This window comes from Kribbella sp. NPDC049584 (genome assembly GCF_040675555.1).
In the GTDB taxonomy this organism is placed as follows: Bacteria; Actinomycetota; Actinomycetes; order Propionibacteriales; family Kribbellaceae; genus Kribbella.
The window spans coordinates 1-15345 of record NZ_JBFAPF010000016.1 but is presented as its reverse complement, the minus strand read 5'-3'; the positions used below and the strand labels follow the sequence as shown (position 1 = coordinate 15345).

The 15345-nt window shown below is 67.0% G+C and carries 14 protein-coding genes; 8 read left to right on the top strand and 6 right to left on the bottom strand.

Annotated features, from left to right (window positions below; all coding sequences use genetic code 11):
* Positions 1 to 15: 15 nt before the first annotated feature.
* Positions 16 to 1743 carry a glycoside hydrolase gene (locus AB0J62_RS38070; RefSeq protein WP_363882013.1) on the bottom strand — a complete coding sequence of 576 codons (1728 nt, stop codon included), beginning with the start codon at positions 1741 to 1743 and terminating at the stop codon, positions 16 to 18.
* A gap of 114 nt (positions 1744 to 1857) precedes the next feature.
* Positions 1858 to 3372: an FAD-dependent monooxygenase gene (locus AB0J62_RS38065; protein ID WP_363882011.1), complete on the bottom strand. Its 1515-nt coding sequence runs from the start codon at positions 3370 to 3372 to the stop codon at positions 1858 to 1860.
* Between the two features lie 69 nt (positions 3373 to 3441).
* On the opposite strand from AB0J62_RS38065, the gene AB0J62_RS38060 reads away from it, so the two are divergent.
* The 3 genes from AB0J62_RS38060 (at position 3442) to AB0J62_RS38050 (ending at position 7180) form a co-directional block, all read left to right on the top strand.
* On the top strand, positions 3442 to 4068 hold the full coding sequence (locus AB0J62_RS38060; protein ID WP_363882009.1) for a TetR family transcriptional regulator: 627 nt from the start codon (positions 3442 to 3444) through the stop codon (positions 4066 to 4068).
* 102 nt (positions 4069 to 4170) lie between these two features.
* Positions 4171 to 6360 (top strand): carbohydrate-binding protein, encoded by a 2190-nt coding sequence (locus AB0J62_RS38055; RefSeq protein WP_363882007.1) that lies wholly within the window; start codon positions 4171 to 4173, stop codon positions 6358 to 6360.
* 73 nt (positions 6361 to 6433) lie between these two features.
* Positions 6434 to 7180 (top strand): polysaccharide deacetylase family protein, encoded by a 747-nt coding sequence (locus tag AB0J62_RS38050; protein ID WP_363882005.1) that lies wholly within the window; start codon positions 6434 to 6436, stop codon positions 7178 to 7180.
* A gap of 155 nt (positions 7181 to 7335) precedes the next feature.
* On the opposite strand, the gene AB0J62_RS38045 is transcribed toward AB0J62_RS38050, so the two are convergent.
* The 4 genes from AB0J62_RS38045 to AB0J62_RS38030 are packed head-to-tail and all read right to left on the bottom strand — an operon-like array spanning position 7336 to position 9558.
* Complete coding sequence (locus AB0J62_RS38045) at positions 7336 to 7617, bottom strand: hypothetical protein (RefSeq protein ID WP_363882003.1); 282 nt, start codon at positions 7615 to 7617, stop codon at positions 7336 to 7338.
* Between the two features lie 6 nt (positions 7618 to 7623).
* Positions 7624 to 7842, bottom strand: coding sequence for a hypothetical protein (locus AB0J62_RS38040; RefSeq protein ID WP_363882001.1), 219 nt, complete (start codon positions 7840 to 7842; stop codon positions 7624 to 7626).
* Positions 7843 to 7858: 16 nt separating this feature from the next.
* Positions 7859 to 8332, bottom strand: a complete 474-nt coding sequence (locus AB0J62_RS38035; protein ID WP_363881999.1) for a helix-turn-helix domain-containing protein — start codon at positions 8330 to 8332, stop codon at positions 7859 to 7861.
* Positions 8329 to 9558: an MFS transporter gene (locus tag AB0J62_RS38030; RefSeq protein ID WP_363881997.1), complete on the bottom strand. Its 1230-nt coding sequence runs from the start codon at positions 9556 to 9558 to the stop codon at positions 8329 to 8331. The genes AB0J62_RS38035 and AB0J62_RS38030 overlap by 4 nt, the downstream gene beginning before the upstream one ends.
* Before the next feature lie 253 nt (positions 9559 to 9811).
* Here AB0J62_RS38030 and AB0J62_RS38025 point away from each other — a divergent pair, with 253 nt between their 5' ends.
* From AB0J62_RS38025 to AB0J62_RS38005, 5 genes are read left to right on the top strand one after another with little or no spacing between them, the layout of a single operon-like run.
* On the top strand, positions 9812 to 11275 hold the full coding sequence (locus AB0J62_RS38025; RefSeq protein ID WP_363881995.1) for a sulfatase-like hydrolase/transferase: 1464 nt from the start codon (positions 9812 to 9814) through the stop codon (positions 11273 to 11275).
* The gene (locus AB0J62_RS38020) at positions 11272 to 12531 is read left to right on the top strand and encodes an extracellular solute-binding protein (protein ID WP_363881993.1); all 1260 of its coding nucleotides are present in this window, start codon (positions 11272 to 11274) and stop codon (positions 12529 to 12531) included. Before AB0J62_RS38025 ends, AB0J62_RS38020 begins: the two co-directional genes overlap by 4 nt.
* Positions 12528 to 13424, top strand: a complete 897-nt coding sequence (locus AB0J62_RS38015; protein WP_363881991.1) for a sugar ABC transporter permease — start codon at positions 12528 to 12530, stop codon at positions 13422 to 13424. Before AB0J62_RS38020 ends, AB0J62_RS38015 begins: the two co-directional genes overlap by 4 nt.
* Entirely contained in the window at positions 13421 to 14239 is an 819-nt protein-coding gene (locus tag AB0J62_RS38010; RefSeq protein WP_363881989.1) for a carbohydrate ABC transporter permease, read from the top strand. The genes AB0J62_RS38015 and AB0J62_RS38010 overlap by 4 nt, the downstream gene beginning before the upstream one ends.
* Before the next feature lie 13 nt (positions 14240 to 14252).
* A complete protein-coding gene (locus tag AB0J62_RS38005; RefSeq protein WP_363881987.1) occupies positions 14253 to 15251 on the top strand; it encodes a LacI family DNA-binding transcriptional regulator in 999 nt (332 codons plus the stop codon).
* Positions 15252 to 15345: the final 94 nt, after the last annotated feature.

Sequence of the window (15345 nt, the reverse complement as noted above, 5' to 3'; positions counted from 1 at the left end):
TCTGATGGCTGCGCATTAGCGGCCGCCGTCAGTCGGCTCGAGGATCAGCAATGATGCCGAGGGCAACGGAAGTGTGACGTCTAGGGAAATGTCGCCGTCGATCGTCAAGAGTTGTTCGGGGTCGAGTTGCTCGAGGCCCTGGCGGCTGGTGATCCTGGACAGCTGTTCACTCGTCGGGTCCTGCGGGGAGCCGAGGGATTGCCAGGTGGTGAAGGAATTGCTGTGGTTGGCGTCGATGCGGAAGTGGCGCAGGCGGTATGGACCGGGCGGGAGGTTGCGGACGGTTACGGTTACCGGCGTGAGGTCGGCGCTGGTTTGGTACTGGTCGTCGATGTGGCGCCAGAGCAGTACGGCGACTGTGCCGTCGGCCGAGCGTGAGGCTAGGGCGTCGACCTCCTCGGGCATGCTGCTGCCGTCGGTCCCCTCGAGTTCGCTGACGTGCCAGGCTGCGTCCGACGTTGCGCGCAACCGGTCGGGACCGAGCAGCGACAGCATTCGGTACGCGTTGAGGAACGGCTTCTCGATGCCGCCTGCGGTCAGGAAGGACCGCGTGCCTTCGAAGTAGCGTTCGGCCTCGAAGTAGAAGCTCCAGGAGGTGGCGTAAGCGACCTTGGCCCGCTCGGTGTCGTTCAGGTCCAGGATCTTCTTCATCAGCTTCGCCTGGAAGACGGGGTAGTACTCCGTGTTCTGGAAGCTGTAGTTGCGGTTGTCGTACCGCCCGAAGTGCGCCGGTACGGCGGCATCGCACTCGTCGACGATGACCGGCAGCTCGGCGTACGCCTCATAAGAACCGATCAGCCGATTGAACTCGCGTACGTCGTACAGCATCTTCGTCGACGACGGGCTGAGTTGCTCGGCGGCTGGTTCGGCGAACGGTTTGTAATCGCGGGTCGGGAAGTGGCAGCCCTTGGTGTGGTACGAGATGAAGTCCAGCGGCTCGTTGCGGCTCGACGTGTAGTCCAGGAAGCCGCGGAGGAAGTCCAGGCCGCCGCTGGTGACCGCCGGCCCGCCGACCTTTGCCTCGGGCAACACGTTGCGGATCGCTTGCACCGTTGCGGTGTAGAGCTCGTTGTACTGATCGAGAGTGCCGCGCCAGTAGAAGATGTCCGGCTCGTTCCACAGTTCCCAGAGCCAGGTCTTGACCTCCGCCTCGCCATAGCGATCGAGGCAGTGCCGGACCGTGGCGCTGATGAGACCCGCCCACTTGGCGTAGTCCTTCGGCGGATAGGCCCAGGCGCCTGCCTCGTAGTTGGTGTAGGCGGTAGGACTCGGTACGACGGTCAGCTCGGCGGCCTCAGGTGGCAGCAGGTCCCGCGGAGTGAAGCCGAGCTCGACCAGGAGGTGATGTCCGGCGCCGACGATCGCGTCGTACGCCTGGTCGAGGAGCGTGAAGTCGTAGTACGGATTGCCGTCGGCATCCTCGTGGTAGACGTTGCCGGAGCTCCAGTGCGGGATGCCGAAGCCGCTGCCCGAGCAGTACATGTAGTGCGGCCGGACGAAGTACCCGGCGCCGGAGAAGTCGGCGAAGGTCTGCAGCAGCCGCTTGCCGGTGGGCATGTACGTCCAGTTGAACTCGTCGTACCCGAAGCTCTCCCAGATCCGCGCCAGCGGACCCTGGACGTGTCCGGCGTCGACGTGGATCGTCGCCGCGGTGACGTGCGGCGCATCGGGATTCCGGGGAGCGGCCGGCGGGAACGGTCCGACGGCCGTACGTCCGGTGTGAACCGCTGGGTCGGTGGTCATCGTCGCGACCTCTCTCTGCCCGGGTGATCCGGCTGCACAATCTACAGAGAGAGCCGGCCTGGGCGACCCGCCGGCCGCCCAGGCCAGAATCGACGTCCCGAGCGCTGGAGACGTTCAGGCTGGTTGGCCGAGCCAGGTTTCGAGGGCGGGAGTGAGACCGTCGAGGTTCTCGTTGTCCGTGGACCAGGCGATGTGGCTGTCCGGCCGGAGCAGGAGAGCCGCGGCCGCGCCGGGAGTTGCCGGTTTGGTGTCGACGATGTGGAGGCGGTCGGACCAAGGTGCGGCCAGGTCGCGGAGTTGTGGCGAGTCGGTGAGGTTGAAGAGGACGGCCTTGCCGTCTCGGAGGTGGTCGCCGAGGCGGGTGCCGTCGGCGAACTCGAGGTCGGGCGCCGACGTTCCGACAAGGTCGTTGTCGCTGCCGAAGTCGTACCGTTGCCAGCCGCCGGAGAGGTTCTTGCTCAGGAAGGTGGAGCCGTCGGCGGTGCGGAGGAGGTCGTCCATGACACGGCGCAGGGCGCGGGCGTGGCGGTCGGGGCGCATGATCGTGATTTGGGCCCGGGTCCAGTCGAGGACCCATTCGCCGATCGGGTGACGTTCGGTGGTGTAGGTGTCGAGGAGGCCGTCCGGCGCCCAGCCCTGGATCGTGGCGGCCAGCTTCCAGCCGAGGTTCATGGCGTCGCCGATGCCCAGGTTGAGGCCCTGACCGCCGAACGGGGAGTGGACGTGAGCGGCGTCGCCGGCCAGGAGCACGCGCCCGAGACGGTACGTCGTCGCCTGGCGGGCATTGTCGGTGAAGCGGGTCGCAGTGATGACCTTGGTGATCGTGACCTCGGCGCCGGTCACGTTGCGGAGGCTGGTTTCCAGCTCGGCTGCGGTGATCGGGGCGTCGCGATCGATCGGCGGGCCGTCGAACTCGACGGTGAGGATGCGGCCGGGGAACGGACCGTACGCATAGATGCCGGTGTCGGTGCTGTTCCAGCCGAGGGCGAGCTGCTCGGCGCCTTCCAACTCCACCATCGCCTGGTGGCCGGTGATCTCGGGGTCGGTGCCGACGAAGTCGAAGCCGGCGAGTTTGCGTACGACGCTCCGCCCGCCGTCGCAGCCGACCAGCCAGCCGGCCGACACTTCTTCAGACCCCAGCAGGACGCGTACGTCGTTGTCGGACGCCGTGTAGCTGGTCAGCTCGACGCCGCGTCGCACCTCGACGCCTAGCTCTTCCGCTCGCTCGGCGAGGACCTGTTCGATGGTCTGCTGATTGACCAGAAAGATGGTGGACGCCGGTCCGGCGTCGCGGAACTCGGGATCGGCGAAGTCGACCTTGTCGGCGCCGACCAGGATGCCGCCGAAGTGGCCGGCGATCGGTGGGCGCTTCGGCATTTCCGGAGCCGGCGCGCCCGCAGGCCGGGCGAACTGTTCGAGCAGTCGTTTTTGCTGCTCCTGTAGCGCGGGCAGCAAACCCCTGCGGTACAAGGCTTCTGCGGTCGGCACGTTGATCGAACCTGCCTTGATCGTCAGGTCCGGCTCGGTGAGCCGCTCGACCACGAGCACATTCACCCCGGCCAGTCGCAGCTCGCAGGCGAGCATGAGTCCTACCGGCCCTGCGCCGGCCACCACCACGTCGTAGTCCATAACAGCTCCCCGATCGTCGTCTGCAAATAGTGTACTCGGTCTAAATTTATGTCGAGTATGCTAAATGTCATGGATGAACGGCTCGGCCTGCGCGAGCGGAAGAAGCGGGAGAGCCGGCGGCGGATCGCGGACATCGCGTCAGGGTTGTTCATCGAGCGCGGGTTCGACAACGTCACGATCGCCGAGGTCGCGGAGGCGGCCAACGTGGCGCGGATGACGGTGTTCAACTACTTCCCGCGCAAGGAGGACCTGTTCCTCGATCGGCACGCGGACCTCGTCGACGATCTCCGACGGGCCATCAGTGACCGTGAGCCCGGCGAGTCGGTCGTCGCCGCGGTACGGCGGTATCTGCACGAACTGCTGGCGACGCAGCACCCACTGTCCGGCGCGCGGGAGGGGACCCAGCACTTCTACGAAATCGTCGACGCGAGCCCGGCGCTCGTACGTCGTACGCTCGAGCACACCCGTGAACTGGCCGACGCGCTGACCGAGCTCCTCGAGACCGAGGTCGGACCGGGCGTGGAGGCCGCGGTCGTCGCCAACCTGATCGCGACCGCGGTCACGATCGTGCCGCGCGTCGCCGTCGACAAGCTGATCGCCGGACAGCCGGGCGAGAAGGTACGCCGCGAGCAGGTTGACGTCATCGATCAGACCTTCGACCTGCTGGAAGGCGGCATCGCCAACTACGGAAGCTGAGTTGCGGAACCAGTTCCGGAACCGGCAGGGGGTGTTGGGGAGGGAGTTCTCCACCTAGAGTCGCCGTGCTTGTAAGGGCTTTCCACTGAGCTTGGAGGGTTTGTGAGGCGGACTCTTGGGTTGGCGGTTGTGGTCGGGGTGGTGGCCAGCGGATTGGCCACGGGCGGGTCGCCGGCGGTGGCCCAGCGCGGGGCGGTGGTGAGTGGGACGTACTCGAGCGGGTCGGCCCAGACCTGGCAGCCGTTGCCGTCGACGTACGTCGGCGCGGATGACAGCGGCCCCGTCGACGCGACAGTGGTCGTGGATCCGAGCACGCTCCGGCAGAAGTACTCCGGCGTCGGGTTCTCGCTCGACGAGACCAGCGTCTCCAACCTCTGGAAGCTGACACCGGCCGAGCGCGAGCGGGCCGTCAAGCTGCTGGTCGACCCGAGGACCGGCGCCGGTTTCGACCGGTTCCGGCTCACGATCGGGAGTCCGGATCTGATCGAGCATCTGCCGTTCTGGTCGTACGACGAGTTGCCGGCCGGCGTGACCGAGGACCGCACCCTGATGTACTTCTCGATCAAGCGGGACGTGGATCTGCACATCGTGGACACGGTGAAGCTGATCCAGACGTACAACCCGCGTGCGACGTTCTTCGCCTCGGCCTGGAGTGCGCCGGCCTGGATGAAGACCAACAACCGGTTCACCGGCGAGGTCGCGTTGAACCCGGGGAGTACGACGTCGTACCACCAGGTGGGCAAGCTCCGCGACGACTGCATCGACGTGTTCGCGAAGTACTACGTGAAGTATCTGCAGGCGTATGCGAAGTACGGGATCACGGTCGACGCGCTGACGCTGCTGAACGAGCCGGGGATCGACGTGGTGTATCCGGCGATGGACATCAGTGTCGAGCAGCAGCAGAAGTTGTCCGTGGCAATCAAGCGTGAGGTGCGCAAAGCGGGACTCGGCACCGAGCTGTACGTGCACGACTTCAACTTCTGGGACTGGCGGGATCCCAACAGCACGCAGACGAAGAACTACTACCGGATCTTCAACGATCCCCGGACGGTCAAGGCCGCGGATGCGATCGCGTTCCATCCGTACTGGGGTGATCCGACGGTGATGCGGGATGCGTTCGAGGAGTTCGGCAAGCCCGTGCACATGACGGAGACGAGTGATTTGTCACCGGCAACGATCCTGAACTACTTCCGGCTCGACGCGTCGTCGTACATCATGTGGGCGCAGACGACCGACCAGGACGGCGGCACGCTGCACTGGACGCCGGCGCGGGACAACAACGTCGACTGGGAAGAGGTCGGACGTACGACGAAGTGGCCGAACAGGCTGGTCACCGTCGACACGAACACCAAGACGTTCACGGTCCGCGACGAGCTGTATGCGATGGGGCAGTTCGCGAAGTACCTCGGGCCGGAGCACACCCGGGTGGAGTCGAGCGCGACGGCCAACGGCATCAGCAATGTCGTCTACAAGGATGCCCATGACAACTTCGTCGCGATCGTTGGCAACTCCAATGCAGCGGCCGGCAAGGTCCGCATCACGCTCGCGGGGAAGTCGTTCGCGGTCACAGTGCCGGCGAATGCGTATGCGACGTACCGCTGGCATGGCGACGTGCCGCGTCGCGACCACGCGCCGGTGTTCACGCAGATCCCGGATGTCGTTGCCGATCAGTACGGCACGACCCAGGTGAAGCTGCAAGCTACCGATCGCGACAATGACAAGCTTGCGTACTACGCGACGGACCTGCCGGCCGGTGTCAGCCTCGATGGCAACACACTGGCCCTGCACCCGACGGTTGCTGGAGCCCTGGACCTCAAGGTGCGGGTCACCGATGGCGCGTCGCATGACGAGGCGACTGTGCATGTGACGGTCAGGCCGCACGGCGCGCCGGTGGGAGAGAAGGTGGAAGCGGAGTCGTACGTCGCTCAGCACGGCTGGACCGACGGCGGTGCCAACTTCATCGAGAACAATCCGGCCGCGAGCGGCGGCAAGAACGTCGGCTGGACCGCGCCCGGCAACTGGCTCCAATACCGCCTCGACCTCGCCCAGGCCGGCACCTACAACCTCGAGCTCAGGGTCGCCAACGGCACCGGCGGTCCGGCGACGGACGCGATCTCGATTCGGGATGCCACAGGCACAACACTCACCAAAGCAACAGTCCCGGACACGGGCGGCTGGACCAACTACCAAACGATCACCACACCGGTGACGCTGCCGCAAGGCGATCAAGTCATCACCGTGTACTGCGAGACCGGCGGCTTCAACCTGGACTACATCAAACTCAGCAGCTGAATCAACTTTCCGGCGGCTCGCGGCGTCTCCAGGGAGGTAAGGGGTATCGGGGCTGAGGCTGGGGGTTCGGGGGATGTGGAGAGGTCTGAGGTTGCCGGTGGTGCTGGCCGTCGGCGCGGCAGCGGCCTTCTGGAGTTTGCATGCGGCGAACTCCAGCGAGGCGCAGAGCGCGAACACGGCGAAGCCTGCGCACCGCGTCGCGGCGACCACTCCCATTCCGAAACCCGCCGCCACGGCGACAGCGACGGCGAGCGTGCAGAGCACCGAGCCGGTTGAGCAGGCGCACGGGAAGGTCGTTTATCTGACCTTCGACGACGGTCCGGATCCGCGGTGGACGCCGGAAGTCCTTGCTGTGCTGGCGAAACACGGCGTGCACGGGACGTTCTTCATGCTGGCCGAGGAGTCGGACTCGCACCCGGAGCTGGTCGACCAGGTGCGTGCCGCCGGAAACCAGATCGGGAATCACTCGATCTCGCACCCGCAGCTGACCAAGCTGTCGCCGGCGCAACTGCATCACCAGGTTGCCGACGGCATCAAGTCGAAGTGCTTCCGGCCGCCGTACGGCGCGACGAATGCGCGGGTGCGGGCCGAGATCAAGCGGGACGGGATGCAGCAGGTCCTGTGGGATGTCGACACGGAGGACTGGAAGCGGCCGGGGACGGCGACGATCGTGCAGCGGGTGCTGGCCGGGGCGCATCCGGGAGCGATCATCCTGATGCACGACGGCGGCGGCAACCGCTCACAGACGGTCGCCGCGCTGGACCAGGCACTGACGGCCTTGTCGACTCGCGGATTCGGCTTCGCGACCCTGGCCTGCTGAAGCTGGTCAGGAATCAAGAAGCGCTGCGGCGTCGGCCGAACCTAGCTTGAAGACATGACAAATCTACGAGGTGTGGTTCTGGAAGTTGCCGACGTTGCAGAGGCCGAGCGGTTTCTGCAAGAAGCCTTCGGGCTGGACGAGCGAGTGCGAGTGCGTCAGTCGGCCGCCGACACGAGCGGGTTCCGCGGCTTCACGCTGTCGCTGACGGTAGGGCAGCCGAGCACAGTGAACAGTCTGTTCGAGAGCGCGGTCGGCGCCGGTGCGACAGTGATCAAGCCGGTGACCAAGTCGCTCTGGGGGTACGGCGGCACGCTGCAAGCGCCCGACGGGACGATCTGGAAGGTCGCGACGTCGCAGAAGAAGGACACCGGCCCCGCGACGCGCGCGATCGACTCCGTCGTACTGCTCCTCGGCTGCTCGGATGTGGCCGCGAGCAAGAAGTTCTACGTCGACCACGGACTCACGGTGGCGAAGAGCTTCGGGCGCAAGTACGTCGAGTTCGACGCCGCCGGGCCGATGAAGCTGGGGCTGTACGGGCGGAAGGCGCTGGCCAAGGACGCCGGCGTACCGGTGGATGGCAGCGGCTCGCACCGGATCGCGCTGAGCGGCGACGCGGCGGACTTCGTCGCCCGGACGGGTTCAGCTGGGAACCCGCCCAACATCTCGCCGATCGGTGAGTCAGCGCCAGTCGCTGCGGTCGGCCGTGCTGCCGGGGACCGGGTCGAAGGAAACCTCCGCCGCCGGCACACGGGTCCCCGACTCGGTTGTGAACGAGACATCGACAAGTTCGCCCGACTTGGCGTGCCGTACGACGGTGGGGCCCTGGTCGCGGGGGACGTGGACGTCGCCCCACTGCTGGAGGGCGGCGAGGACGATCTTCAGGTCCTCGCCGGCCGGCGTCAGGTGGTAGTCGCAACGGGTGCGCTCCCGCTCCGCGCGATACTCGCGTCGCTCCAGCAGGCCGGCCTCCACCATCGCCGCCAGGCGGTTGGTGAGGATGTTCGGCGCGATGCCGAGCACGTCACGGAAGTCGGCGAAACGAGTCGTGCCCAGGTGTGCCTCGCGGAGGATCAGGAACGTCCACCGGTCGCGCAGCAGGTCGAGGGCGCGGGCGATCGAGCAGTTCGGTCGGCCCGCGGTGCGGGTGCTCATGACACCTCCTTGCGGGTGGTGTGGAGGATGGCCGCCGCCAGGATCAGGATGGCCAGCGTACCGATCACGGTGACGCCGAGGAGTAGCGCCGTACTCAGGCCGGACGCCGTCGCGACCAGGCCGAGGGCGAGGGCGATCGCGCCCTGCAGGATGTAGGCGACGAGGTAGACCGCGGAGACTGTCGCGCCGCGGTGGTGCGCCGGCGCGTGGCTCGCGATCAGGCCGAGACCGCCGGAGAAGAGCAGGCCGTACGCCGTGCCGCCGACGACCGTCGTCGCGATGAAGAGCGGGACCGAGTGGGCCGTCGCCGCGAGCTCGAGCAGACCGAGGTCGGCGAGCGTCAGGACCGCGCCGAGCGGGACCAGGCGGTGGGCGGGGAACCGGCGGCCGATGATCGCGGTCGTCCCGGTGGCGACCGAGAAGATCGCGAGCAGCAGACCGATCACGAAGATGTTCCCGGTGCCGACCAGGTCACGCACGATCTCGGCGCCGAGCGCCAGGAAGACCGAGCCGAACGCGTACGCGCCGGTGACCGCGAGGGCCGCCGCCAGGTACAGCAGACGGGTGCCCTTGGCAACGGTGATCGGGCGTGGGCGCCAGCGGCCCTGTGCCTCGTCCCTCGTGTGCCGCGGCATCCGCCAGATCGCTCCGAGGACGCCGACGATGACCGCGACCAGGACCCAGTAGTCCAGGTGCAACGGAGCCGGGGCGTACTCGATCAGCCCGCCGCCGACGATCGTCGCCAGGGCCAGCCCCGCCGCGGTCGCCACCGTCGTGACGGAGGCCGCTCGGTGTTCCTTGCCCCGGGCGCTGAACTCGACCGCGGCGGCCGTCGCCGGCGTCAATGCCAGGCCGACGCCTGCGCCCATGAGCGCCCGGCCCGCGTAGACCCAGCCCACCGACGGGGCGACAGCGAAGAGAAGTACGCCGGCGAGCATCGCGCCGACGCCGTACAGCATCGTGGTCCGGCGGCCGATGTAGTCCGACACCTGGCCGAAGATCAGCAGGAACGCGACCAGCACCACCGGGTAGACCGCGAAGATCGCGGTCGTCGCCGTCGGGGTGAGGTGCCAGGTCGAGGCATAGAGCGGGTACGTCGTGGTCGGGGCCGCGCTGGTCCACAGGCTGATGCCCGCAACGGCGGCCGCCGTCCAGAAACTGCCGCGCCGGCTCAGGCTGCGACGCGATCGCCGAGCGGCCGAGACGGGGAGATCGAGAGTGCTCACAGAGGGGTCCTTCCAGGGACGGCTGAGTTGCTCGATGCAAGCCAGAACAGCTGAGTTGCTCAAAGCAATCCAGAATCTGATGTGATGCGCGTCACTTGACGACCTCGAGGTGTCTGCAGCATGGTTTACAGCGCTGCAATACAGCGCTGTAAAGGCGCAGAAACAACCCGCCCTCGCTTCGCTCGGGGCGGGGTGAGCAGAAACAGCCCGCGCCCCTCGCGTCGCTGGGGGGTGGGTGAGCGGAAGGAAGTAGATGCGTCCCGACATCGTCATCGTGATGACCGATCAGCAGCGGGTGGGGCTGACTCGGCGGAGTGGGTATCCGGTCGACACCATGCCGTTCGTCGACGGTCTGGCGGCGGCCGGGACCGACTTCCGGCAGGCCTACACCGCGGCGCCGGCTTGTGTGCCGGCGCGGACGAGTCTGCTCACCGGTCGGTTCCCGAGCGCGCATCAGGTCCGGCAGAACAGCAACGCCCAGCACGCCCGGTTCTCCGAGGACCTGCTCGACGTACTGCGGGCCGCCGATTACCAGCTGCACTTCGCCGGCAAACCGCACATGCACCGCGGCGCACAAGACTTCGACACGTTCGCCGGCCCTTACTTCCACACCCGAGGACCGCAGCAGGATGCGGACGAGAAGGCATTCGACGACTGGCTCGAGCACCTCGACCACGGTGTTTCCGACCAGCCCACGCCGTACGACGTGCGCTGCCAACTGCCGCACCGGATCACCACGGATGCACTCGAGGCCGCGCGAACCGCGGACCCCGGCAAGCCCGGTCTGTTCTGGGTCTCGTACCCCGAGCCCCACAACCCGTACCAAGTCCCTCAGCCGTACTTCGACCTCGTGGCGCCCGAGGACGTCCCGGATCGCATCAGCGGGCCCGAGGCAACACAAGCCAAGGGCGGCACCTACGCCTGGCTGCGCGAACTCCAGGAAGACAAGCGCCCGGGGTACGACGACAACTGGCGCCGGTACGCCGCGAACTACCTCGGCATGTTGCGTCTCCTCGACGACCAGATCCGCCGGCTGCACGAGGGCCTGAGGCAACGACCCCGCCTGACCATCGTGCTCGCCGACCACGGCGACTACGTCGGCGAGTACGGCCTGCAACGCAAGGGCGCCGGCCTGAACGACTTCCTGATGCGGATCCCGCTGATCATGACCGGCGACGGCATCGCGATCCAGCAGCGCGACGAGCCGGTCTCGATCGTCGACGTCCTCCCGACCATCTGCGAGGCCGTCGGCCAACCGATCCCCGATGGCGTCCAGGGTCGCAGTCTGCTCCCACTCGCACAGGGTGAGGCCGCACCCGAAACCGAGTTCGGCAGCATCATCGCCGAGCAGGGCTTCGGCGGACGCGCGTACGACGTCAACGCCCGCCCGCCGCTGCACTTCGCGTACGACGGCCCGACCTTCGACGAGCTCAACACCGTCACGCAGTCCGGAGCCGCCCGGATGCTCCGCAGCGGCAGCTGGAAGCTGATCGTCCACGCCGACCTGGCCGGCGAACTCTATGACGTGGACAAAGACCCGGCCGAGCTTCACAACCTCTTCGAGGACGACGACTACCTGGCCGTCAGGGCCCAGCTGCTGCACCAGCTCGCCTGCTGGCAAGCACGGCTGACTGATGACCTCCCCAACGGCAACTACGTCCCGCTCCGCCTGCCCCACAACTGGCGCTGGGCCCAACGCAGGGAGAACCAATCATGACCAAACTGACCCGCCGGACCCTGCTGGGTCTCGGCGCCGCCACCGCCGCCGCGGCAGTCCTGCCCGGTTGCTCGGGAGGCAAGAAGCCGCTGCGCGTCTCCTGGTACGGACCTGACCCGGTCACCAAGGCGCTCAATACCGCACTGAGTGCGTGGAAGTCGAGCGGCGGCGTCGAGTACTCCGCGGAGAGCGCGCCGTTCGACGACTACTGGGACAAGCTCGCCACGCAGACGTCCGGCAACAACGCTCCCGACGTACTGCGGATGTCGATGAGCTACTTCAGCGACTACGCGGGCCGAAGCGCGCTGAAAGACCTTGGCTCCTCGGGGATCGACACGTCGGGCCTCGACAAGGACGTCGCCGACAGCGGTGTTGTCGACGGCAAGAACTTCGGCATCGGGCAGAGCTCGATCAGCTACGCGATGTACGTCGACGAGGCGGCCGTCAAGCGCGCCGGCGGCACGGTCCCGGCCCAGGGATGGACGTGGGACAAGTTCGCCGAGTTCGCCCGCGACTACAGCGGATCGATCCAGGGCTCCTACGGATCGACCGATCAGGCAGGGAACTTCCAGCTGTTCGAGGTGTACGCGCGCCAGCACGGCACCGAGCTGTTCTCCGACGACGGCGGAAAGCTTGCCACGAGCAAAGACACGGTCCAGGAGTGGTTCCAGTACTGGGCCGACCTGCGCAGCGCCAAGGCCGCGCCGCCGCAGAACGTCAGCGCCGAGACGACCGCGATCGAGAAGTCACTGGTTGCCAAGGGCAAAGCTCCGCTGCAGTTCGGCTGGGTCCAGCAGGTCACCTTCTACCAGCCGGTGGTCAAGAGCCCGCTGTCGGTGTTGCCGGTGCCGCAGGGCACTGCCGGTGACCTCAAGGGCCAGTTCATCAAGGGACTCGACCTGTGGTGCATCTCGGCCGCGAGCAAGCATCCCGAGGATGCGGCCGAACTGATCGGGTTCCTGCTCAACGACGAGAAGGCGATCAAGGCGATCGGCATCCTGCTCGGCGTACCGCCGTCGAAGAAGGCGCGTGATCTGGTCTCGGCGGATGCCGGCTCGGCCGGGGCGCGGGCGATCAAGTACGTCGAGGACATCGCCGGCAAGGTCGGTCCGTCGCCGAAGCCGTGGCCGAAGGGGTACGGCGAACTGCTGACCGGGTTCGGCCGGATCGCGGAGAACATCGGCTTCGGCAAGACCAAGCCGGACGCGGGCGCGCAGGAGTTCGTCGACCTGGCCGGAAAGACTCTCGGTCAGTGATAGCGCGTCTCCGCCAGAGCCTCCCGGCGTACCTGTTCCTGTTGCCGTGGCTGATCGGCGTACTCGGGCTGACCATCGGCCCGATGCTGTTGTCGCTGTACTACTCGTTCACCGACTACGCGCTGCTCAACACCCCCGAGTGGACCGGGCTGCACAACTACACGGCGCTCTTCCAGGACCCGCGCTACCTGCACTCGTTGCGCGTCACGTTCATCTACGTGGGCGTCTCGGTCCCGCTCGAGATGGCGTTCGCGCTGGCCGTCGCCGTACTGCTCAACCGAGGGCTCAAGGGTCTCGCCGTCTACCGGGCGTTGTACTACGTGCCGAGCCTGCTCGGCGGCAGTGTCGCGATCGCCCTGCTCTGGCAGCAGATCTTCGGCAGCGACGGCTTGCTCAACGACATCCTCGGCGTCTTCGGGATCCAGGGCCGTGGCTGGATCTCCGAACCCGGTACGGCGTTGTGGACGCTGATCGTGCTCCGGGTCTGGCAGTTCGGCGCGCCGATGGTGATCTTCCTGGCCGGGCTGCGGCAGATCCCGGACGACGTCCTCGAGGCCGCCGAGGTCGACGGTGCGGGCCGGTGGCAACGATTTTGGCGGGTCACGCTGCCGCTGCTGTCGCCGGTGGTGTTCTTCAACCTGGTGCTGCAGATCATCGGCGCGTTCCAGGCGTTCACCCCGGCGTTCGTGATCAGCGGCGGTAAGGGCGGTCCTTCGGACTCCACGCTGTTCTACACGCTGTACCTGTACCAGCAGGCCTTCGGCAACTTCCGGATGGGATACGCCGCCGCGATGGCCTGGGTGCTGCTGCTGATCATCGCGGTCTTCACCGGACTGAACTTCGTCCTCGGCCGCACCTGGGTGTTCTACGGAGACGAAGGGGTACGCCGATGAAGCGCGTGCTGGCGCATATCGGACTGTCCGCCGGGGCACTGATCATGCTGTATCCGCTGCTCTGGATGGTCAGCGCCTCGCTGCGCAAGAACACCGACATCTTCGAGCACCCGGGCCTGATCCCGGAGCACCCGACGCTCGGCAACTATGCGCTCGGGTGGTCCTCGACCGGGACGAGCTTCGGCGTCTACATCATGAACTCGCTGATCATCTGCGCCGCGGTTGTGATCGGCAACGTGATCACCTGCTCGCTGACGGCGTACGCGTTCGCCCGGATGCGGTTCGTCGGCCGGAGGGCGTTGTTCGCGCTGATGCTCGGCACGATCATGCTGCCCGCGCACGTGACGCTGATCGCGCAGTACTCGATCTTCCGGAGCCTGAACTGGATCGACACGTTCTGGCCGATGATCGTGCCGAGCTTCCTGGCCACCGACGCGTTCTTCGTGTTCCTGATGGTGCAATTCATCCGGTCGATCCCGGTCGAATTGGACGACGCGGCCCGGATCGACGGCTGCGGGTACTGGGGGATCTACCGGCGGATCATCCTGCCGCTGCTCTCGCCGGCGCTGGTGACGACGGCGATCTTCTCGTTCATCTGGACCTGGAACAACTTCTTCAGCCAGCTGATCTACCTCTCGACCCGGACCAGGCTGACCGTCCCGGTGGCGCTGCGCGGGTTCCTCGACGCCACCGGCAGCTCGGAGTGGGGCGGCCTGTTCGCGATGAGCGTCGTCACGCTGGTCCCGGTGGTCGTGGTGTTCGTGGTCTTCCAGCGCCGGATCCTGGCCGGGATGGCCCATACCGGTCTCAAATGACAGCATTGCTCCCATGAGACCCCGCTTGACCGATGTCGCCGAGGCGGCCGGGGTGTCGATGAAGACGGTGTCGAACGTCGTCAACGGGGCCGAGCATGTCCGCGAGGAGACCCGGCAACGGGTGCTCGCCGCGATCGACAAGCTCGGGTACCGGCCCAACATCGCCGCCCGCAACCTCGCGCAGGGCCGCAGCGGGGTGATCGCATTCGCCGTACCGCAGCTCGACCGTCCGTACTTCGCTTCGCTCGCGGCGCGGATGCTCGACGAGGCGGAGGCGTTCGGGTGGATCGTCCAGTTCCATCAGACCGGTGGGCGCCGGGAGGCTGAGCTCGCGCTGCTCAACGAGCGGCATCCGGCCCGGCTCGACGGGATCGTGATGAGTCCGCTCGGTCTGACGCCCGAGGACGTGGAGGGCCGTGATCCGACGCTGCCGCTGGTCCTGCTCGGGGAGAAGGCCGGCGCGGAGCATCACGCTGACCACGTCGGGATAGACAACCGGGAGGCCGGACGTGTGGCGACCGAGCATCTGTTGTCGCTCGGGCGGCGGCAGGTGATGGCGCTGGCGCCGGGTCCGGGGATGGAGGACGAGCGGATCAACGGGTACCGCGATGCCCTCGCCGCGGCCGGGTTGCCCGTCGACGAGGACGTCGTGCTGCCGACCGGCGGGCTGCGTGGTCAGGACGCCGAGCGGACTCTCGGCAAGTGGCTGGACTCGGGTCGTCCGGCTCCGGACGCGATCTTCGCGGCCACCGACTGGCTGGCGATGGGTGCGATCCGGGCGGTCGTGCTGCGCGGTCTGAAGGTCCCGCAGGATGTGGCCGTGGTCGGTTTCGACGACATCCCCTATGACCTCGCCACGCTTCCCACGCTCACCACAGTCGCGCCCGACCGCGTGGCCATCGCCCGGCTGGCCCTGCAGGCCCTCCGCGACCAGAGGCCCGGAGGCGAACCAGTCCGCCTCCAGGCCCCGTTCAGTCTTGTGGTGCGCGAGAGCACCACCGGTATCGGTTAGCTAGCTGTTGCGGGTCATGAGGTTGTTGACGGTGGGGTTGAGTAAGGGGGACGGATCCTTCGGCGGCAGGATGAGAACTGCCAAGTCACCCATC